This is a genomic window from Mycobacterium kiyosense (genome assembly GCA_021654635.1).
Taxonomy (GTDB): domain Bacteria; phylum Actinomycetota; class Actinomycetes; order Mycobacteriales; family Mycobacteriaceae; genus Mycobacterium; species Mycobacterium kiyosense.
Genome location: AP025179.1, coordinates 3,314,222 through 3,334,666, shown reverse-complemented (window position 1 = coordinate 3,334,666; position 20,445 = coordinate 3,314,222). Strand labels below are relative to the sequence as shown.

Here is a 20,445-nt window from a genome sequence, read left to right as displayed (position 1 = left end):
GTTCGCTGCGCGGCGACACTTGCGGTTCTGCTAGCGACGACAGGATGCCACGTGGAACAGCCCTATCCGCCCACCCCGTCCAGCGATGCCGCACACGCCCTGCAGCAGCTGAAAGCCCTGCCGTCCTTGGAAGACACCAAGACCCAACTGCAGTCCGCGATGGACGCGATAGCCGCGGCGGCCAGCGCGAGAATTCCCTCGATCCGGTGGGAAACCCTGGACCAGGGCAGCAGCGACAACTGCCAGCGACCGTACGAGCAAACCGCTGGCCAGAGTTTCTTTCTGCCGCAACGCGTCGCGGAGAACGTCGCTGTTTCCGAGCCGGACTGGGCCGCGATCGTCGCGGCGGCCAAGGACTCGGCCGCCAAGCTGGACGCCACCGACGTCCAGGTGATGAAGGACCAGCCCAGGGATCACGACGTCTGGTTCTCCGGTCCCACCGGGCTGTCCATCAAAGTGTCCTACGGCGGCAACCTGGTGATCGCCGGATACACCGGCTGCCGGCTTCCCAACGACAAGAAGTGAGGCCGACGGGGTTGGCGGACAACGACTTCGAAGAGCTCGGGCTCAAGGTGCAGCGCGCTCAGCGCGCCCTCGAGCAGGCCCGCGGTGTCGGGACGGCCGACGGCATCCACGTGGTCGTGGACGCCGAAAACCGGCTGCTGTCGGTGAACGTACCCGACGAAGACGCGATCATCGCCGCCTACCGCGCCGCGGTGGCTGACGTACAGGTCAGGGTCGAGGACGCCATGAGCGAGGTGCGGTCCGACCCGCGGTTCGAGGCGATGTCGACCTTCGTCGAGGCGAACTCGGCTCGGCTGGACGCCGAGCGTGCCCAGCGTGAGCAAGACGACGAAGCCTACTACGAAGAACAGGCCCGACGCGGTTGGCGGGATCGCTGAAGGCGAAAGTCTTTGTCGCCCAGTGTCAGTGCACGCGCTGCAGAGCCGCTTCCTCGGTCTGGGCGCCTTCGCCGCGACCGAGTGCGACGGTCGCTGCCGCCATCGTCGCGATGGCGGCCGGCAGGATCACCGCCCCGACGCCGTGGGCCGTCAACTGCTCGCCCAGCACCACGACGCCCAGCGCCACCGCCACGACCGGCTCGCCGACCAGCATGACCGGCACCGACGCCTGCAAGGCGCCCGCCTGGAAAGCCCACTGCTGCAACGCGGTAACGGCCACGGCCAGCGTTACCAGCAGATAGGGCGCGGGAGCGGAGAGCAGGGCGGGCCAGCCGCCCACCCCGACCAGGTGTGTACACGTCTTGGTCAGCAGGGCGATCATCCCGAGTCCGACGGCCACCGCCACCCCCAGGGACGTCGCACGAACCCTGCCCGTGGTGCGACGTGCCACCCACACGCACAGCACCACCACCGGCACCGTCGCGGCGCAGGCGAGCGCCCAGGCCGGCGCCGTGGGGCGATAGTGTCCTTCCCTCGGCCGCCCGACCAGTACGAAAACCGCCAGCGCGGCGGTCAGTAACGTCGCCCACGCCCACTCGGGCCCGGTTACCCGCTTGCCGGTCCGCCAGGCACTCATGGGCAGCACGAACAGCAGCGAGGACACCAGCAGCGGTTGCACCAGCATCAGCGACCCGTGGGCGAGTGCGAGCGCCTGAAATGCGTAGCCGGCTACGGCCGACGCCGTCCCCGCCCACCACAGCCCGTCGCGAAGCACCGCCGCGGCGGCTGCCGGTAGCGGTTTGTCGCTGACGGTCGGACGCTGCAGAGCGGCCTGACGCACCACAATGCCCAAAGCCAGAAACAGCGACGCCGCCGCCGCCGATCCGATTGCCGCAAGGTGCGTACCCAGCCAATGCATGACCCGCTACATACCCCTTGCGCTCGTACCTGACTCAGGCCGGTGCCAGCGGCCCGCGGCCGGACTTGGACAGCGGCGAAGGAAAGCGCGGGCTGATTCGCGCCCCGTCCAGCCAGGCGGTGAGCTCGTCGGCCCGCTGCTGCAGTGCGCGGCGCCCGTCCGCGCCCGGGTCTTCCAGCAACTGCAGCCGGACCCGCCCGGGTTGGCCGGGCTCTGTTTCCTGGCACCAGCCGCCTACCACCTGCCCGTTCCACCACGCGGTGGGACCGGCGTTTCCGTTGCGGTCGAAAATCTGGTCGCGATGTTCGCCGAGATACCAGTCGCGTTCCGACCATCCCATCGTGGTGGGGTCCAGCGCCGGGAGCAGCGCGGCCCACGGCGGCGCGTCGGCCTCGGTGCCCAGGTCTTCGGCCAGCGCGTAACCGGGATTGCCGTGCATGTCCACTTCCACCGCCCCGATCGCGGCCAGCGCCACTCGGGTGGCGGTCAAAGTGGTGCCGAACCACCACTTGATGTCGGTGACACTGGCCGGCCCGAAGGTGTGCAGCCAACGCCGGACCAGTTCGGCGCGCGCCGTACCCTCGGGCGGTGGTGCGCCGGCCTGGTCCAACCAGTCCCGGGCCGGCACCCACCGTGGTCGTGACGTCGTCCAGGACCCGTCGTTGGGGCCGCGCACCACCGCACCGCTTGCGGCCAGCACGGTCAACACCCGGGGGGGCCACCGGAGTTGAACCGCCCCAAGGTTTTCCGGGGGCGGGATCGTAGGTTCCGGCCAGCTCCGGCAGTGCCGCCCGCAGTTCGGACGTGTTCGCCGGACCGTGCTCGCCGAGGTGACGCAGCACGGCCGCGCCGGCCTGATTCAGCCACCCGTCGCCGTCGTCAGTCACGCCGGCCTTGTGCAGGTCGCCGATCAGGCGGCGCCGCTCGTTGTCGGCGACGGCGGCGCTGGCCGCCGACTGAACCAGCGGAAAGTCGTCGGTGTTCACCAGCCACAATGTCCGCCGCATCGCCAGATGTTTTATGGCAGAACGTCTTTGGTAGAGCAACCGGTCCAGGTCGGCGACGGTGAAGTCGGGGCAGCGGGCCCACAGCGACAGGTACGGCGTGGCCGGGTCGGTGGCGTGCAGGCCGAGCAGTCCGGCGGTGACGCGGGTCGCCGAACCCCGTGCCGACAGGAAGTGCCTGCGCGCCAGCCGGTTTCGGCGTTCCGCGATGCTGAATTTGCGCACGGCTCAATGGTTCCCGGGGGTCACTTGGGTAGTTTCGTGGCCATCTTGTTGGCGATCAGCCGAGCCTGGTTGATGACCCCGGGCGCGCAGACGTTGACGTCGAACACCACGTTGGACACCGCACTCAGCACGTGCTGGCAGATCACCGGGCTGTCGGCCAGCGTGCGGGTCAGCGCAATATTGGGCGGGTTGCCGCTGAGTTGCCCGAACGTCCATTCCGACGTCTTGCCGCTGTTGACCTGGGTCACCGACTTTCCGGCGCAGTACTGCCACGACTCCGCCTGTGCGGCAACGAAATCGGCCGCCTGCCGGGCGGAGGCGAAAACCGCCGATCCCTGGACCACCACATAGCCGGGATTGGCGTTCGGCTTCTGCAACAGCTGCGCCGACATCCCGGTGTAGCCGCTGCTCTTATACGTCCGCGTCTGGAAACCGATGAGGGCGCCCAGGCAGCGTTCGTCGGACAACGAGTTCTCCGGGCCCGGGTCCTTCATCTCCGAGACGTTGTGGTCCAGAAGGATGCCGGTAGTCCCGACGCTGGTGTTGACCTCCTGCTCGGTGAGCAGCAGCGACCCGAGTTGCGCCGCGGTTACCAGCGGCGCCGCCGACGGCGCGGCGGTGGTGGTGACGGCCGCACTGCCCGCGGCGGGCGAGGTGGCGGTGCTGCTTGCCTCGTTTCGTCCACCGCCGCCGCGGCTGCCGCTGATCAACCAGATGCCGGCGCCGGCCAGGAGCACCACCACTACCAGCGCCGCGGCCGGCAACAACCACCGGTTGCGGCGTGGTGCCGGGGCCGGCCGCCACTGCGGCGCCGGGTGCGCGGGTCCCTGCGGCGGCGGTGCCGCGTACGTCGGATGCGACACCGGTGGCGTCCAGTGCGGTTGGGTGACCGGCCCGCTGGGCGCCGGGAGCGGCGGGGGCGGCGGGCCGGGATGCTGGGTGTGCTCGATGATGGTGGCCGCCCGATCCCGGTCGGGCGCGCTGAGCGCCTCTCTGGCTGCCCGGGCCAGCTCACCGGCCGTCGAGAACCGGTCCGCCGGATTCTTGGCCATGCCGCGGTCGATCACCCTGTCGAACGCCGCCGGGATATCGTGGCGCGCCTGGCTGGGCCGCGGGACGGGCTGCATCATGTGCGCCGCCATCAGTGCGCTCAAGTTCTGCGTCTGGTAGGGCGGTGACCCGGTGAGACTCTCGTACAGCACGCACGCCAGCCCGTAGATGTCGGATCGGTAGGTGGTCTCGTCGTCGGCGAACCGCTCGGGCGCCATGTACCGCCAGCTGCCCACCGCGGTGCCGGTTTTGGTCAGTTGTTGGTCCGTTGCCGCCGCAGCGATGCCGAAGTCGACCAGGTAGGCGAAGTCATCACCGGTGATCAGGATGTTCTCCGGCTTGATGTCGCGGTGGATGACACCGGCGCGGTGGGCGGCGTCCAGCGCGGCGGCCACCTGGGTGATGATCGCGACGGCTCGCGGGGGGGGAAGCGCGCCGGTGCGCGCCAGCAGCGACCCGAGGTCCTCGCCCTCTATGAAGCGCATGTCGATGTACAACTGGCCGTCGATTTCCCCGAAGTCGTGGATCGGCACGATGTGGGGTTCCTGCAGACGCCCGGCGGTGTGCGCTTCGCGCTGCATGCGGCGCCGGAAGGTGTCGTCGGAGTTCAGTTCCTGAGACATCAACTTCAGCGCGACGGTGCGGTCCTTGACCGTGTCGTGGGCTTCGTAGACCTCACCCATCCCACCACGGCCCAGCAGTCGGCCCAGCCGGTACGGGCCGAACTGACGGCCGGTCCGCGAGGTTGGCGACGTGTCACTCATCGGTGTGCATCGACTCCCGGATCTGCGCCAGGCGCTCGGCGGCCGCCCGCTGACGCTGCTGGTAATCCTCTTCGACGGACCGGCCTTCGGTCGTCTCCGCCGCCAGTTCCTCGGCCCCCAGTGCGGCGCCGTAGCGCGATTCGATCTTCTCGCGCACCGAATCGAACGTGGGCACCCCGGCGCTGTCATAGCCGGGGTCGGGGACAGGAGCGCTCGGCTGTTCGGGCATGCTCGTCACGTTACTTGGGCTGCCGACGGCCGAAATAACGCACCATCGGGTGCCGACGCACCGAAGTCAGCTCCCGGGCGGCCGGGAAGTGTCGCGGCCACGCGTGGGGTCAGTGCGGCTTGGCCAGCGGGAAGGGCAGCGTCTCGCGGATGCTGCGCCCGGTGATCAGCATCACCACCCGGTCGACGCCCATGCCCAGCCCGCCGGTGGGCGGCATCGCGTATTCCATCGCCTGCAGGAAGTCCTCGTCGAGTTGCATGGCCTCCGGGTCGCCGCCGGCGGCCAGCAGCGACTGCTCCTCGAGACGGCGCCGCTGTTCCACCGGATCGGTGAGTTCGCTGTAGGCGGTGCCCAGTTCGACGCCCCACGCCACCAGGTCCCAGCGCTCGGCGACGCCGCGCCTGCTGCGGTGCGGCCTGGTCAGCGGCGACACCGAGGTGGGGAAGTCGATGTAGAAGGTGGGCTGTTCGGTGCGCGCCTCGACCAGGTGCTCGTAGAGTTCCAGCACCACCGCGCCGGCGTCCCAGTAGGCGCGGTAGGGGATGCGGGCGGCGTCGGACAGCTTACGCAGTCGGGCCAGGCCGGTGTCGGGATCGATCTGCTCGCCCAGGGCTTCGGAAACCGCGTCATGGACGGTCTTGACCGGCCAGACCCCGGAGATGTCGACCGGTTCCAGACGGCCGCTGTGGCTAACCGAATCATCCTGAGTCCTGGGCCGCATCGCGGTCTGTGCGCCGTTGGCGGCCTGGGCGGCGTTCTGGATCAGTTCGCGGCAGCCGTCGATCCACACCTTGTAGTCGGCGTGCGCCTGATATGCCTCCAGCAGGGTGAACTCGGGGTTGTGGCTGAAGTCGACGCCCTCGTTGCGGAAGGCCCGGCCGACCTCGAAAACCCGCTCCACGCCTCCCACACAGAGCCGTTTGAGGTACAGCTCCGGGGCGATGCGCAGGTACAGGTCCATGGAGTAGGCGTTGATGTGGGTCACGAACGGCCGGGCGGTCGCCCCACCGTGCACCTGCTGCAGCATCGGGGTCTCGACCTCGATGAATCCCTTGCCGAACAACGTTTCCCGGATCGACCGCAGTACGGCGCTGCGGGCGGTGATCAGGTCGCGGGACTCGGTGTTGACGGCCAGGTCGACATAGCGGGTCCGCACCCGGGCCTCGGGGTCGGTGAGCCCTTTCCACTTGTTCGGCAGCGGCCGCAGGCACTTGCCGATCAACCGCCAATCGCTCACGATCAGCGATCGGGTGCCCTTGTCGCTGAAGCCCATGTGCCCGGTCGTCTCCACCAGGTCACCGAGGTCGATCGCGGCGTTGAAGTCAGCGGCGCGGCCGTGCCGCAAACGTGAATTGTCCAGTAGCACTTGCATTTCCCCGGACCAGTCGCGCAGCTGGGCGAACAGCACGCCGCCGTAGTTGCGGACCCGCAGAATGCGCCCGGACACCACCACATCGGCGTCGTCGGCGGCCTGCAGTGCCTCGGTCACCGTGTGACTGGGCGGTTGGCCGACCGGATAGGCGTCAATGCCGTTGTCGCGCAGCTTCTTCAGCTTCGCCAGCCGCACCCGCACCTGCTCGGGCTGGCGGCGGCCCGACTCGTCGTGTTCGGGGATCTCGGCATCTTGCAGTCCGCTGACGTCCGGTGCGGTGCCGTCAGGGTGCAACAAGCCGGTCGCCACCAGCGGCTCCGGCACGGCGGGGTGATGACCGGTGTGCACCTTGTCGCGCCGACTGAACGGCAGCACTAGGAAGCCCTCGGCGATCACCGAGGCGACGCCGACCCGCGGGATCATCCGGGCGTCCTCGTAGCAGGCGTAACGGGGCACCCATTCGGGTTGATACTTGGCGTTGGAGCGGTAGAGGGTTTCCAGCTGCCACCACCGCGAGAAGAACACCAGCAGGCCACGCCACAACCGCGCTACCGGTCCCGCGCCGAGCTGCTCGCCCTGCTCGAATGCCGAGCGGAAAACGGCGAAATTCAACGAGATTCGGCTGATGCCCAGACTTTCGGCGTGCAGCGTCAGCTCGCTGACCATCAGCTCGATGGTGCCGTTGGGTGACTCCCGTGATCGGCGCATCAGGTCCAGCGAAACGCCGGTGGCGCCCCAGGGCACCAGGGACAGCATCGCAACCACCTCGCCGCCCGGGTTGACCGCCTCGACCAGCAGGCAGTCGGCGTCGGCGGGATCGCCCAGCCGGCCCAGCGCCATCGAGAAGCCGCGTTCGGTTTCGGTGTCGCGCCAGGCGTCCGCCCGCTCGACGGTTTTCGCCATCTCGTCGGGGGAGATGTCGCGGTGCCGCCGGATGCGCACCGTCAACCCCGCGCGCCGGGCCCGGGTGACCGCCTGACGCACGCCGCGCATCTCGGGCCCGGACAGCTTGTATTCGGCCGGCCGCAGAATGGCCTCGTCGCCCAGCACCAGAGCGTTGAGTCCGGCCTCGCGGAACACCTGGGCGCCTTGGGAACTGGCGCCCATCACGCCGGGCGCCCAGCCGTATGTCTGGCACAGCTGCAGCCACGCGTCGATGGCCTGCGGCCACGCTTTGGGGTCACCGACGGGGTCGCCGCTGGCCAGGCAGACGCCGACTTCCACCCGGTAGGTGATGGCGGCGCGCCCGCTGGGGGCGAAGATCACTGACTTGTCCCGCCGCGTGGCGAAGTACGCCAGCGAGTCGTTCTTGCCGTACAGCTCGACGAGCCCGCGGATCGCGGATTCGTCCTCGCCGGTCAGTGCGTTGTCCGCGCGCTGGGACAAAAACAGCACGATCGCGGCGGCGATCAGGGCGAACGCGCCGAACAGTCCGAATATCGCGTTCAGGAAGACATGCGGGCGCCCGGTGAACACGTCGGAGTCGATCAGGCCGAATCCGATCACCCGGTTGGCGACGTAGGGCAGCCGGTCCTGGGGCGCCAGCGTGCCGGGAAACATCTCCACCAGGGCCCACGACGCGAGGATTCCGATCGCCCCGCCGACCACCAGCACCGCGGCCGCCCGGAACAATGCGCCGCGGCGCACCTTGGCCCAGAATTCCCGGTAGCCCAGCACCAGCAGGACAGTGGCCACGATGTGAAAAGCGAAGCCGAGGTTCTCGCCGAACGCCTCGGCGGGGGTGTTGCCGCCCGCGGCGATGTCGGCGGCGTTGATGCCCGCGGAGACCACCATGTTGCCCAGCAGCACCACCCAGGCGATGCGTTTGCGCGCGGTGAGCGCCGCGGCCAGCAACGCGAGCACGAACGACCAGGCGAAGCTGGTGTCCGGGAAGTTGAACAGGTAGCTGTTGATGAATTCGCGCGGCTCGTGGATGAGCCAGCGGATCAGCGGCGACAGACTGGCCAGCAGCGACACGGTTGCGATGACGCCGACGGTCCAGCCGGCCACCGCGGGCAGCCAGTGGTACCGGGATGACGGCCGGCGCACCGAGCGAGGCTTGATGAGTGTCACAGACGGCGAGGATATGCCCTAAATCTACGAAATTCCTGGTGTTGCGGCCCGTCCGCAAATGGGCGCGTTGCCGAGCCGAAGTGTAATTGCTGTTAGACTTACCGCTGCGACCATCCCGGCGAACGCCAGGGAACGTTAAGTGGAGTCCCACTCCCACCGGAAGCCGTACAGGCTATTCGGTCCGGTCACAGGCATCTACGGTGCCTGGTCTGCGCTTGACGCAGGCGGCTGGAGCTGTCCAAGCCGTGATCGGTCGGCATTGGGCCCTGCTTCTGCAGGGCTTTTTTGCTGATGGTTGGTGTGTCCCCACCGCTGTTTCCGGCTGTCCAGGACTGGACCGCACTGAAACCCAAGCCAACGAGGGAGGCCCCATCAGCACTGAGACCCGCGTCAACGAGCGCATTCGCGTGCCTGAAGTTCGATTGATCGGCCCCGGGGGAGAGCAGGTCGGCATCGTGCGTATCGAAGACGCACTCCGCGTAGCCGCGGACGCCGATCTCGACCTTGTCGAAGTTGCTCCCAACGCCCGACCGCCGGTCTGCAAGATCATGGACTACGGCAAGTACAAGTACGAGGCGGCGCAGAAGGCGCGCGAATCGCGCAAGAACCAGCAGCAGACCGTCGTCAAGGAACAGAAGCTGCGACCCAAGATCGACGACCACGACTACGAGACGAAGAAGGGCCACGTGGTCCGCTTCCTCGAAGCGGGTTCCAAGGTCAAGGTCACCATCATGTTCCGCGGACGCGAGCAGTCGCGGCCCGAACTGGGTTACCGATTGTTGCAGCGTCTGGGCTCCGACGTGGCCGAGTACGGGTTCGTCGAGACGTCGGCCAAGCAGGACGGGCGCAACATGACGATGGTGCTGGCACCCCACCGCGGCGCGAAGACTCGCGCCAAGGCGCGGAACGAGGGCGAGACCGCGGCCAAGCCGCCTGAGGACAACCCGTCGGCGAACTGATCGTCTGCAAGAACCAAGAACAAGAACCACGAACCTGAAGAAATCGAGGGAACATGCCCAAGGCCAAGACTCACAGCGGGGCCTCGAAGCGGTTCCGGCGCACCGGAACCGGCAAGATCGTCCGGCAGAAAGCAAACCGCCGGCACTTGCTCGAGCACAAGGCCACTAAGCGCACCCGGCGGCTGGACGGTCGCACGGTCGTCGCGGCCAACGACACCAAGCGGGTCAAGTCGCTGCTCAACGGCTGACCGGCGTTCGCACCCCACCCCTTGACCGATTCCGGGCTGTTAGAGCCCGACCAAAGTTTGAACGAGAGTAGGAACACCCATGGCACGCGTGAAGCGGGCGGTCAACGCCCACAAGAAGCGGCGCAGCGTCCTGAAGGCATCGAAGGGCTACCGCGGTCAGCGGTCCCGGCTCTACCGCAAAGCCAAAGAGCAGCAACTGCATTCGCTGAACTACGCCTACCGCGACCGTCGTGCCCGCAAGGGAGAGTTCCGCAAGTTGTGGATCTCGCGGATCAACGCCGCCGCGCGTGCCAACGACATCACCTACAACCGGCTGATCCAGGGCCTCAAGGCCGCGGGTGTCGAGGTCGACCGCAAGAACCTCGCCGACATCGCGATCAGTGATCCGGCGGCGTTCACCGCGCTCGTCGAGGTCGCCCGCGCCGCGCTGCCCCAGGACGTCAACGCTCCCTCCGGAGAAGCTGCCTAACCGGCTGGTCGCGGGCTGTGCAGGCCGCGCTCACCGAACGTTCGGCCCGGGTGGCCGCGGCGGTCAAGTTGCACCGTCACGTGGGCCGGCGCCGCGACGGGCGGTTCCTGGCCGAGGGATTCAACCTGGTGCAGGCGGCTGCGGCGCGCGGCCTGGTTCGTGAGGTTTTCGTCACCGAAGACGCCGCGCGCCGCCACGAGGCGCTGCTGGCAGCACAGGCCGCACCGGTGCACCTGGTGACCGAGCGCGCCGCCAAGTCGTTGTCGGACACCGTCACACCGGCAGGTCTGGTGGCCGTGTGTGAGATTCCGCAGACCACGCTCGACGAGGTGCTCGACAGCTCGCCGAGGCTGATCGCCGTCGCCGTCGCAATCGGTGAACCCGGCAATGCCGGCACCTTGATCCGGATCGCCGATGCCATGGGCGCCGCGGCGGTGGTGCTGGCCGGACACAGCGTGGACCCGTACAACGGCAAGTGCTTGCGTGCCTCCGCCGGCAGCATCTTCGCGGTTCCCGTCATCGTTGCCCACGATGCCGCGGACGCGTTGGGCCGGCTGCGCGCGGCCGGTCTGCAGTTGCTGGCCACCACCGTGGACGGGGAGATCTCCCTGGATGACGCCGACGGGCTGCTGGGCGACCCGACGGCATGGTTGTTCGGGCCGGAATCCCACGGGCTGCCCACCGAAATCGCGGTCCAGGCCGATCGCCGCCTGCGTATCCCGATGGCCGGAGCAGCGGAGAGCCTCAATGTTGCGGCCGCGGCGGCGATCTGCCTGTATCAGAGTTCGCGTGTGTTGCGGCTGGGGTCGCGCGGCTGAAAACCTCAAGCCGCCCGGCTGCGTCCCCGGGCCGGTCGCAACCCAGCAATTGACAAGGTGTTGTGCACCAGCGAACCCGCGCGCTCCATCAACGCTTTGGCCGGGTCCAGCGGTGACCGGGGGCGCGGCGGAAAGTAATGCATGGGCAGGCCGCGCCGATCCCGCGGCGGTGCCATGAACGCGGGTGCCTCGACCAGTGGCGCGTCGCTGCGGACCCGTCCTTCGGCGCGGCGGTAGGCGGCCAGCGCGCGGGGGTGCAGCCGGATCTCGTCGGGCACGGCCAGGAAGGCCAGCTCGACCATCTTGCCGAACACGCGCAAAAGGATCTCGTCGCCCGGCGTCCAGTGCATCCCGGCTTTCTCTCGCACGGCGGGCTCGAACAGGCCGGCCGCGATCCAGCGCTGACCGGCCACCAGCGGCTTGAAGATCTGGTCCCAGACGGGAGTGGGCATCAGCACGAACTTCGGCTTGGGAATGCGCATGTTGAAGATGTCCAGGGTCGCCTGGTTGATCTCCAACTCGTCTCGGCCCACGCGCTCCCAGTACTCCTGGAATTCGTCCCACGATTTGGGCACCGGACGCATGCTCATCCCGTACATGCGGTACCACTGCACGTGCTCGTCGAACAGCTGACGCTTCTCGGCCTCGGTCAGGCCGCCGCAGAAGTATTCGGCCACCTTGATGACGAGCATGAAGAACGTCGCGTGCGCCCAGTAGAAGGTCTCGGGGTTCAGGGCGTGATAGCGGCGGCCCTCGCCGTCGACTCCCTTGATGGTGGAGTGGTAGCCCTTGATCTGCCGGCCGGTCTGGGCGGCGCGGTCGCCGTCGTAGACCACACCCATGATCGGGTACACCGAGCGGGCCACTCGCTGCAGCGGTTCGCGCAGCAGGATGGAGTGTTCTTCGACACCCGCGCCCAGTTCCGGGTACATGTTCTGGATCGCGCCGATCCAGACGCCCATCATCCCGGTGCGCAGATCTCCGAAGTACTTCCACGTCAGCGAGTCGGGCCCGAGCGGGTCAGCCGGCGTCGTTGCCGATGTGACTGTCATGACGGCCTCCAAAGCGCCTGTACTGCGATCACGATAAGCGTTGACAACGTGCGTTGTCCACGATTTCGGCATACGCGTCGCACCGTCGTTACCCACTCTCCACAGCGCCGCCGTAACCGCGTGATCAGCATGTTTGTCGCGTCAGCGCACACGGGGTGGCGCAGCCCTCGTTGCCCGGGTCAGTCCGGACCAAATACCCTGGCCGGGTGGAGGTCGCGCCCGACGGAGCAAAGTCCGGCTCAGCCGACGAGACCACGACGGCGGTGGCCGAAGACGCTCCTCGACGGCGGTCCCCGGCCAGGTGGCTCCGCAACACCAACCGCAGCCCAGGCGTGGTGAACTTCGTCAAGCGGGCCCGGCGCTTGCTGCCCGGCGACCCCGAATTCGGCGATCCGCTCTCGACGGCCGGTGAGGGTGGTCCCCGTGCCGCGGCCCGCGCCGCCCACCGGTTACTCGGGGATCGCGACGCGGCATCGCGCGAGGTCAGCCTGGGTGTGTTACAGGTGTGGCAGGCGATGACCGAGGCGGTCTCGCGCAAACCGGCAAACCCCGAAGTGACGCTGGTGTTCACCGATCTGGTGGGTTACTCCTCGTGGTCACTGCAGGCCGGCGACGAGGCCGCCTTGGCCTTGTTGCGGCAGGTGGCGCGCGCCGTCGAGTCTCCGCTGCTGGATGCCGGCGGACACATCGTCAAGCGCACGGGCGATGGCATCATGGCGGTCTTCCGGCGCCCTGCCGTTGCGGTCCAGGCCGTCATCGCTGCCGAGGAAGCCATCAAATCCGTTGAGGTACAAGGATATACACCTCGGATGCGGGTCGGCATCCACACCGGACGGCCGCAGCGGCTGGGTTCGGACTGGCTGGGCGTCGACGTCAACATCGCGGCGCGGGTGATGGAACGCGCCACCAAAGGCGGGATCATGATCTCGAGTCCGACTCTTGATCTGATACCGCAAAGCGAGCTGGACGCGATGGGCGTCACCGCCCGGCGGGCGCGCAGGCCGATGTTCTCCAGCAAACTCACCGGCATCCCACCTGACTTGGCGATATATCGCCTCAAGGTTGGTAGGCACTTGACAGCTGGCGATAACACGGATGAGACAAATGTCCATGCATAGTGGAAGGTGATGTTTTCCGAGATTTTCGCCCGGCTGTTCCGGGTTCGCTTCACCGTGGCCTACATGGCCACGTTATTCGGTGTCAGCATCACCATGCTGATGCTGAGCCCGCAGGCCCACGATCGGCTGATCAGGCACGCCAGCACCAATCTGCACAACCTGTCGCACGGCCGGCTGCACACGCTGCTCGGTAGCGCGTTTGTGGTCGAGGCGGGTCCGCTGTGGTTCTGGATGCCGTTTTTGACCTGTCTGCTGGTGCTCGCCGAACTGCACCTGCGCACGGTGCGGCTGATCGTGGCGTTTCTGGTGGGTCACATCGGGGCCACGCTCGTGGTGGCCGCTGCGCTGGCCCTAGCGGTGAAGATGGGCTGGATGCCGTGGACGATCACCCGCGCCAGCGACGTCGGGATGAGCTACGGCGCGCTGGCGGCCCTGGGTGCGTTGACTGCCACCATCCCGCGGCCCTGGCGACCGGCGTGGATCGCCTGGTGGATTTCGTTGAGCGTGACGGCCGCAGTCGTCGGGGGCGACTTCACCAACGCAGGTCACGCGGTGGCCGTCCTGCTGGGGGGTGCTGATCTCGACTCGCTTCCGTGCGCAGGTCCACTGGACGCCCGCTGCGCTGCTTCATGTTGCTGAACTCGGCGGGGTTCGGGTTCCTGATCCTCGCGCACAGCACTGCGTCGATGGTGGCCGGAACGGTCGTCGGTGCGCTCGCGGCCGTGGTCGCGCACCTGGCCGCACGCCTGTTCGGGTCCCGCGATCCCGGCGGCGACCAGCTCAGCGAGCGCCCGGTGCCCGCGATGAGCGTCAACGGGTAACGCACCCGACAGCTCCATGTGACGGCGGCACGCATCCCCGCGGTCCGCGGCGGCGCCACCTTGACTAGGATCGGCACTTGCGTCACAGCGTGCCGTGAACCCACCCGGCGGCGATGCGGGCTAACCTGAGGCCCCTCGCGGCGGGAACAGCCGACCAGCCCCGTCAGCAAGGAGAGTGCCGCCGCGTGGGTGATCAACCCGTCGATCTGTCGCCGGAAGCCCTGGCGAAAGCGGTCGAGGCCGCCCGGCAGGCCATCGCGCGCGCCGACAGCCTGGATGCGCTCGCGCACACCAAGACCGAGTATCTCGGCGACCGTTCCCCGTTGGCACTGGCCCGGCAAGCGCTGGGCAACCTGCCCAAGGACCAACGCGCCGACGCCGGTAAGCGGGTCAACATCGCGCGCAGCGAGGTCCAGCGCAGCTACGACGAACGCCTGGCCACGCTGCGCGCCGAGCGGGACGCTGCGGTGCTGGTCGCCGAACGCATCGACGTCACGTTGCCGTCGACTCGGCAGCCCACCGGCGCGCGGCATCCGATCACCATCCTGGCCGAGCACGTCGCCGACACGTTCGTTGCGATGGGCTGGGAGTTGGCCGAGGGTCCGGAGGTCGAGACCGAGCAGTTCAACTTCGACGCCTTGAACTTCCCGCCGGACCATCCGGCCCGCAGCGAGCAGGACACGTTCTACATCGCTCCGGAGAATTCGCGGCAGCTGCTGCGCACCCACACCTCGCCGGTGCAGGTGCGCACCCTGCTCGAGCGGGAGCTGCCGGTGTACATCATCTCGATCGGCCGTACCTTCCGCACCGACGAACTCGACGCCACCCACACTCCCGTCTTCCACCAGGTCGAAGGCCTGGCCGTGGACCGTGGCCTCACCATGGCGCACCTGCGCGGCACCCTCGATGCGTTCGCACGGGCCGAATTCGGTGCCCAGGCCCGCACCCGGATGCGCCCGCACTTCTTTCCGTTCACCGAGCCGTCGGCGGAGGTCGACGTGTGGTTCGAAGGCAAGAAGGGTGGCGCGGACTGGGTGGAATGGGGCGGCTGCGGCATGGTGCATCCCAACGTGCTGCGGGCTGCCGGCATCGATCCCCACGAGTACTCGGGTTTCGCCTTCGGCATGGGGTTGGAGCGAACCCTGCAGTTCCGCAACGGCATTCCCGACATGCGCGACATGGTGGAAGGTGACGTCCGCTTCTCCCTGCCGTTCGGGGTGGGCGCCTGATGCGCGTTCCGTACAGCTGGCTGCGTGATGTGGTCCGCGCCGGCGCCCCGGACTGGGACGTCAGCGTAACCGAGCTGCAAGAGGCGCTGGTCCGGGTCGGGCACGAGATCGAAGAAGTGATCGAGCTCGGTCCGGTCGACGGGCCCTTGGCCGTCGGCCGGGTGACCGACATCGAGGAACTCAGCGGATTCAAGAAACCCATCCGCGCCTGCCTGGTCGACGTCGGTGCCGACCAGCCGCAGGAAATCGTTTGTGGCGCAACAAATTTCAAAGTGGGTGACCTGGTTGCCGTGGCGCTTCCGGGGGCCACGCTGCCCGGCGACTTCAAGATCGCTGCACGCAAGACTTACGGCCGCAACTCCAACGGCATGATCTGTTCGGCGGCCGAACTGGGTTTGAGCGCCGACCATTCCGGGATCCTGGTGCTGCCGCCGGGCACCGCCGAGCCAGGAGCGGACGCGACCGTCGTCCTGGGCCTGGACGACGTCGTCTTTCACCTCGCCATCACACCCGACCGTGGCTACGCGATGTCGGTGCGCGGGCTGGCCCGCGAAATCGCCTGCGCCTTCGACCTGAAGTTCGTCGACCCCGCCGAAGTTCCGCCGCTGCCCGTCGAAGGCGAAGCGTGGCCGCTGACCGTCGACCCGGCGACGGAGGTGCGCCGGTTCGCGCTGCGCCCGGTCGTCGGGATCGATCCGGCGGCGGTGTCACCGTGGTGGCTGCAGCGACGACTGCTGCTGTCCGGCATCCGTCCCACCTCGCCGGCCGTCGACGTCACCAACTACGTGATGATCGAGCTCGGCCATCCGATGCACGCCCACGACCGGGCCCGCATCACCGGAGGCTTCGCGGTGCGCTTCGCCCGCCCCGGCGAGACCGTGATCACCCTCGACGACGTCGAACGCAAACTCGAACCCGCCGACGTCCTGATCGTCGACGACGTCGCAACCACGGCCATCGGCGGCGTCATGGGCGCGGCCAGCACCGAGGTGCGCGCGGACTCCACCGAGATCCTGCTGGAAGCCGCCGTCTGGGACCCGGCCGCGATCTCGCGCACCCAGCGCCGGCTCCACCTGCCCAGCGAGGCCGCGCGCCGGTACGAGCGCGCGGTGGACCCGGCCATCTCGGTGGCCGTCCTGGATCGCTGCGCACGGCTGCTCGTCGACATCGCCGGGGAGTTGCCGAGCCGAGCCTGACCGACTGGCGCGGCGACCCGCTGCGGGCGGATTGGTCACCACCGCCGATCCAGGTGACCGCCGACCTGCCGGCCCGCGTCGCGGGCGTCGACTACCCGCCGGGCACCACCGCGCGTCGTCTCACCCAGATCGGCGCCCGCGTGGCCCAGGACGGGGATACCCTCACCGTGACTCCACCGAGCTGGCGCCCGGACCTGCTGCAGGTCGCCGACCTCGTCGAGGAAGTGCTACGGCTGGAGGGGCTGGAAGCCATACCGTCGGTGCTGCCCGCCGCACCCGCGGGACGCGGCCTGACGGCTACCCAGCAGCGCCGCCGCGCGATCGGCAAGTCGCTGGCCCTGTCGGGCTACGTCGAGATCCTGCCGACGCCGTTTCTGCCGGCCGGTGTGTTCGACCTGTGGGGGCTGCCGCCCGACGACGCTCGCCGCACCACCACCAAAGTGGTCAACCCGCTCGAGGCCGACCGCCCGGCGCTGGCCACCACGTTGCTCCCGGCGCTTCTGGAAGCATTGGGCCGCAACGTGTCCCGAGGTTTGGGCGATGTCGCGCTGTTCGCCATCGCCCAGGTGGTCCAGCCGACCGAACAGACCCGTGGCGTCGAGTTGATCGCGGTCGATCGCCGGCCCACCGATGCCGAGATCGCCGCGTTGGACGCGTCGCTGCCGCGCCAGCCGCAACATGTCGCCGCGGTGCTGGCCGGGCTGCGTGAGCCGCGCGGGCCGTGGGGCCCGGGGCGCGCCGTCGAGGCGGCCGACGCATTCGAGGCGGTGCGCATTATCGCCCGCGCCAGTGGAATCGACGTCACGCTGCGGGCGGCCCAACATCTGCCGTGGCATCCGGGTAGGTGCGCCGAGGTGCTGGTCGGCGACACCCTGGTCGGTCATGCCGGCCAGCTGCATCCTGCCGTCATCGAACGCGCCGGCCTGCCCAAGGGCACCTGCGCTGTCGAGCTGGATCTGGATGCGATACCGACCGGCCGGCAACTGCCGGCGCCGCGGGTGTCGCCGTTCCCCGCGGTATTCCAGGATCTCAGCCTGGTGGTGGCCGCCGACGTACCCGCTCAGTCGGTCCTGGATGCCGTTCGTGACGGCGCGGGGGCACTGCTCGAGCACATCCAATTGTTCGACGTGTTCGTCGGGCCCCAGATCGGCGACGACCGAAAGTCACTGACGTTCGCCCTTCGTTTCCGCGCGCCGGACCGCACCCTGACCGAGGACGACGCGAGCGCGGCCCGCGACGCCGCGGTGCGCTGCGCGGCCGATCGGGTCGGAGCCTTCCTGCGCGGCTGACGACGCTGCGGGATCGCTGTGGAAATGGCACGTTTTCCCGCGCGTAACCTTTTGTCGCCACTAGGCTCCGTTTCTCGTCGGCCACATCGGGTGACCTCCGACATTGATCGAGTGGAGCTGCTGATGTCCTTCCTAGTCGCCACCCCCGATCTGGTTACATCAGCGGCCGCCAATCTGGCCGGCCTGCGCACGGTGTTGGAGGACGCCGCTGCCGCGGCAGCGGGCCCCACTACCGGTGTGGCGGCCGCCGCTGCCGACGACGTGTCGGCCGCGGTCTCGCGGTTGTTCGGCACCTACGGCCAGCAGTTCCAGGCTCTCAATGCGCAGGCGACGGCTTTCCACGCGCAATTCGTCCAGACTCTGAGCGCCGGGGCGGCGTCCTATGCGGCCGCGGAGACCGCGGCCGCATCACCGCTGCAGTCGCTGCTCGACGTGGTCAATGCACCCACGCAGTCGTTGCTGGGCCGCCCGCTGATCGGTAACGGCGCCGACGGCGCGGCCGGGACGGGTTCCGGGGCAGGCGGAAACGGCGCGCCCGGCGGGCTGCTGTACGGCAACGGAGGCGCCGGCGGTACTGGCGGGCCGAACGGCGGTGCCGGCGGCAACGGCGGAGCCGCCGGATTGATCGGTAACGGTGGTGTCGGTGGGGCCGGCGGAACGGACGGGCTCACCGCGGTCGGCGTCGGTGGGGCCGGTGGCAGGGGCGGGTTGCTGTTCGGCGCCGGTGGTGCGGGCGGTGCCGGCGGCATCGGCACGATCATCGGCGCGGGCGGCGCGGGTGGTAACGCCGTGCTGTTCGGCGACGGCGGCAGCGGGGGCAGCGGGCCCTCCGGCGGCACCCCCGGTCACGCCGGGGTTTTCTACGGCAATGGCGGTAGCGCCGGGGCCGGGTCGGGGCTGGCGGGTGCGGACGGCGGTTTCATTGGCAACGGTGGTGCCGGTGGGTCCAGCCTTACCGCTGCCGGCGGTGCCGGTGGAAACGCCTTCTTCGGACACGGCGGCGACGGCGGGTCGAGCAGCGCGGCGGGAGGCGGCAGCGGCGGCAGCACCTTCGTCGGCAATGGCGGGGCCGGCGGGAACGCGGGCGGCACCAACAGCGGAAGTGGCGGTGCCGGCGGCAACGTTGGATTGGTGGGCTTCGGCGGCGCCGGTGGAGCCGGCGCTGCGGGCTCGACCTCCCTGCTGTCCAGTCAAACGGGTGGGGTCGGCGGAGCCGGCGGCAGCGCCGGCCTGTTGTTCGGCAATGGTGGTGGCGGTGGGATCGGCGGTAATGGCGCCAATAACACGCCCTTGACCAGTGCGGGCAACGGCGGCGCCGGAGGCGCCGGAGGCCACGCTGGCTTGTTCGGCAACGGAGGTACTGGAGGTACGGGAGGTACCGGCGGAAACAACACGAATTCCAGCACCCTGACGGGCGGTCCAGGTGGGACCGGCGGCGTGGGCGGCGCGGGCGGTACCGGCGGCTTGCTGGCCGGCAGTGGGGAGACGGCGGCCTCGGGGTGTCGGCGGCTCGACCGCCCGCACCAACCTGGCCGGTGGTACCGGCGGTGTCGGGGGCGCCGGTGGTGGCACGGCATTGTTCGGTGCCGGTGGTGCGGGTGGGGTCGGTGGCTCCGGCGGACTCGGGGCGGGCATCGGTGGCGGCGGAGGCGCCGGCGGCAACGGCGGCAACGCCGTCGTCTTCGGCGGAGACGGCGGAGTGGGTGGCGCCGGCGGCGCACCGAACGGGGTCAGCGGAGCTGCCGGCCAACCGGGCCACAGCTTGTTCAGAGCGCTGGGGCTACCCGCTGCGGCGGCCGCCGCGCCGGGCCTGGCCGCAAGCGTCCCGATCTTGCAGCCGTACGAAGACCTGCTCAACAACACGGTCGCCAACCTGCGCAGCATCGGCACGGCATACCTCGCTGACCCGTCGCCGTTCCTTCAGCAGATCCTGGCCAACCAATACGACTACGGGCGGCTGACCCTGACGTCGCTCACCAATGCGGCCCGCGACTTCACCATCGGCGTGGCCGGAATCCCGTTCAGTTTGCAGGTGGCCTTCCAGGATCTGCTGGCGGGAGATACCAGCGGTGCGTTGCGCGCAGTCGGCGGGGCGGTGCTGAATACCCTTGTGACCGGTCTGAACGCTTCCGATCTGTCGAACATCAAGCTGGTCGGCACCCTGGGTGATCTGCTGCCCATACTGAGCATCCCCGGCGACTTCGCGCAGAACGTCACGAACGTGATCAACACCGCGTTGGACACCAATATCGCGGCGGTGATCAATGCCGCGACGCTCAGCGGCAGCATCACATTCGGTCTTCCGCTGGCGCTGGCCGTCGACGCCCTGGGAGCGCCGCTCACCAGCACGATGGCGACGGTCAGCAGCGCGACGACGTTCATCGGCGCGCTTCAGGCGGGCAACATCTCGGCGGCCTTGACCTCACTCGTCGACGCTCCGGCAGCCATCACCGACGCCTTCCTCAACGGTCAGGTGACGCTGCCGCTGGCGTTGTCGCTGTCCGGATTGCCTCCGGCGACCATCGGTGTTCCGGTCGGCGGCATCCTCTCGCCGCTGCGGCCGTTCACCGCAACCGTGAACCTGTCTCCGCTGCCGCCGATCTCCATCGTGCTCGGCGGTACGACCACCGGCGGCATCGTCCCGGCGCTGCTGGGTTACGCACCGGCGCAACTCGCAGCTGCGATTTCGTAGCGCCACACGCCGGCAC

15 protein-coding genes and 3 pseudogenes are annotated in these 20,445 nt (G+C 68.8%); 12 read left to right on the top strand and 6 right to left on the bottom strand.

What is annotated here, in order from left to right:
• Positions 1-51 precede the first annotated feature (51 nt).
• Together L6444_RS15645 and L6444_RS15640 are read left to right on the top strand one after the other, a co-directional pair.
• A complete protein-coding gene (locus L6444_RS15645; protein ID WP_236975194.1) occupies positions 52-525 on the top strand; it encodes an LppA family lipoprotein in 474 nt (157 codons plus the stop codon).
• 11 nt (positions 526-536) lie between these two features.
• Complete coding sequence (locus L6444_RS15640) at positions 537-902, top strand: YbaB/EbfC family nucleoid-associated protein (RefSeq protein ID WP_236975187.1); 366 nt, start codon at positions 537-539, stop codon at positions 900-902.
• Positions 903-927: 25 nt separating this feature from the next.
• Here the strand turns inward: L6444_RS15640 and L6444_RS15635 are convergent, their stop codons facing one another.
• The 5 genes and pseudogenes from L6444_RS15635 to lysX form a co-directional block, all read right to left on the bottom strand.
• Positions 928-1,821 (bottom strand): DMT family transporter, encoded by an 894-nt coding sequence (locus L6444_RS15635; protein WP_236975185.1) that lies wholly within the window; start codon positions 1,819-1,821, stop codon positions 928-930.
• A gap of 34 nt (positions 1,822-1,855) precedes the next feature.
• A pseudogene (locus L6444_RS15630) lies at positions 1,856-3,050 on the bottom strand (winged helix DNA-binding domain-containing protein).
• 20 nt (positions 3,051-3,070) lie between these two features.
• On the bottom strand, positions 3,071-4,864 hold the full coding sequence (locus tag L6444_RS15625; RefSeq protein WP_236975183.1) for a serine/threonine-protein kinase PknH/PknJ: 1,794 nt from the start codon (positions 4,862-4,864) through the stop codon (positions 3,071-3,073).
• A complete protein-coding gene (locus tag L6444_RS15620; RefSeq protein ID WP_236975181.1) occupies positions 4,857-5,093 on the bottom strand; it encodes a hypothetical protein in 237 nt (78 codons plus the stop codon). Before L6444_RS15620 ends, L6444_RS15625 begins: the two co-directional genes overlap by 8 nt.
• Before the next feature lie 109 nt (positions 5,094-5,202).
• Positions 5,203-8,538 (bottom strand): bifunctional lysylphosphatidylglycerol synthetase/lysine--tRNA ligase LysX, encoded by a 3,336-nt coding sequence (gene lysX / locus L6444_RS15615; RefSeq protein ID WP_255730576.1) that lies wholly within the window; start codon positions 8,536-8,538, stop codon positions 5,203-5,205.
• A gap of 371 nt (positions 8,539-8,909) precedes the next feature.
• Between lysX and infC the strand changes: the two genes are divergently transcribed.
• From infC to L6444_RS15595, 4 genes are all read left to right on the top strand, one after another.
• Positions 8,910-9,497, top strand: coding sequence for a translation initiation factor IF-3 (gene infC / locus L6444_RS15610; RefSeq protein WP_236984166.1), 588 nt, complete (start codon positions 8,910-8,912; stop codon positions 9,495-9,497).
• A 53-nt stretch (positions 9,498-9,550) separates the two neighbouring features.
• Entirely contained in the window at positions 9,551-9,745 is a 195-nt protein-coding gene (gene rpmI, locus L6444_RS15605; protein WP_236975179.1) for a 50S ribosomal protein L35, read from the top strand.
• 79 nt (positions 9,746-9,824) lie between these two features.
• Entirely contained in the window at positions 9,825-10,214 is a 390-nt protein-coding gene (gene rplT, locus L6444_RS15600; protein WP_236975177.1) for a 50S ribosomal protein L20, read from the top strand.
• A gap of 17 nt (positions 10,215-10,231) precedes the next feature.
• Complete coding sequence (locus tag L6444_RS15595) at positions 10,232-11,032, top strand: TrmH family RNA methyltransferase (protein ID WP_236975175.1); 801 nt, start codon at positions 10,232-10,234, stop codon at positions 11,030-11,032.
• Between the two features lie 5 nt (positions 11,033-11,037).
• On the opposite strand, the gene L6444_RS15590 is transcribed toward L6444_RS15595, so the two are convergent.
• Positions 11,038-12,084 (bottom strand): oxygenase MpaB family protein, encoded by a 1,047-nt coding sequence (locus L6444_RS15590; RefSeq protein ID WP_236975173.1) that lies wholly within the window; start codon positions 12,082-12,084, stop codon positions 11,038-11,040.
• Positions 12,085-12,290: 206 nt separating this feature from the next.
• Between L6444_RS15590 and L6444_RS15585 the strand changes: the two genes are divergently transcribed.
• The 6 genes and pseudogenes from L6444_RS15585 to L6444_RS31145 all read left to right on the top strand — a co-directional run bounded on the left by L6444_RS15585 (position 12,291) and on the right by L6444_RS31145 (position 20,429).
• The gene (locus L6444_RS15585) at positions 12,291-13,202 is read left to right on the top strand and encodes an adenylate/guanylate cyclase domain-containing protein (RefSeq protein ID WP_236975170.1); all 912 of its coding nucleotides are present in this window, start codon (positions 12,291-12,293) and stop codon (positions 13,200-13,202) included.
• Between the two features lie 9 nt (positions 13,203-13,211).
• Positions 13,212-14,023: pseudogene (locus L6444_RS15580) on the top strand (rhomboid-like protein).
• A gap of 185 nt (positions 14,024-14,208) precedes the next feature.
• Positions 14,209-15,252, top strand: a complete 1,044-nt coding sequence (gene pheS, locus L6444_RS15575; RefSeq protein WP_236975168.1) for a phenylalanine--tRNA ligase subunit alpha — start codon at positions 14,209-14,211, stop codon at positions 15,250-15,252.
• Positions 15,252-17,737 (top strand): annotated as a pseudogene (pheT, locus tag L6444_RS15570) (phenylalanine--tRNA ligase subunit beta). Before pheS ends, pheT begins: the two are co-directional and overlap by 1 nt.
• Positions 17,738-17,860: 123 nt before the next feature.
• Positions 17,861-19,642 (top strand): PE family protein, encoded by a 1,782-nt coding sequence (locus tag L6444_RS30650; protein WP_459561241.1) that lies wholly within the window; start codon positions 17,861-17,863, stop codon positions 19,640-19,642.
• Entirely contained in the window at positions 19,569-20,429 is an 861-nt protein-coding gene (locus L6444_RS31145) for a hypothetical protein (protein WP_236984637.1), read from the top strand. The genes L6444_RS30650 and L6444_RS31145 overlap by 74 nt, the downstream gene beginning before the upstream one ends.
• Positions 20,430-20,445: the final 16 nt, after the last annotated feature.

Bases quoted from the DNA above. Each gene is read 5' to 3' on its own strand.
- L6444_RS15635 (WP_236975185.1), bottom strand. From the start codon at position 1,821: ATGCATTGGCTGGGTACGCACCTTGCGGCAATCGGATCGGCGGCGGCG.
- rplT (WP_236975177.1), top strand. From the start codon at position 9,825: ATGGCACGCGTGAAGCGGGCGGTCAACGCCCACAAGAAGCGGCGCAGC.
- L6444_RS30650 (WP_459561241.1), top strand. From the start codon at position 17,861: ATGTCCTTCCTAGTCGCCACCCCCGATCTGGTTACATCAGCGGCCGCC.
- rpmI (WP_236975179.1), top strand. From the start codon at position 9,551: ATGCCCAAGGCCAAGACTCACAGCGGGGCCTCGAAGCGGTTCCGGCGC.
- L6444_RS15625 (WP_236975183.1), bottom strand. From the start codon at position 4,864: ATGAGTGACACGTCGCCAACCTCGCGGACCGGCCGTCAGTTCGGCCCG.
- L6444_RS15620 (WP_236975181.1), bottom strand. From the start codon at position 5,093: ATGCCCGAACAGCCGAGCGCTCCTGTCCCCGACCCCGGCTATGACAGC.
- L6444_RS15590 (WP_236975173.1), bottom strand. From the start codon at position 12,084: ATGACAGTCACATCGGCAACGACGCCGGCTGACCCGCTCGGGCCCGAC.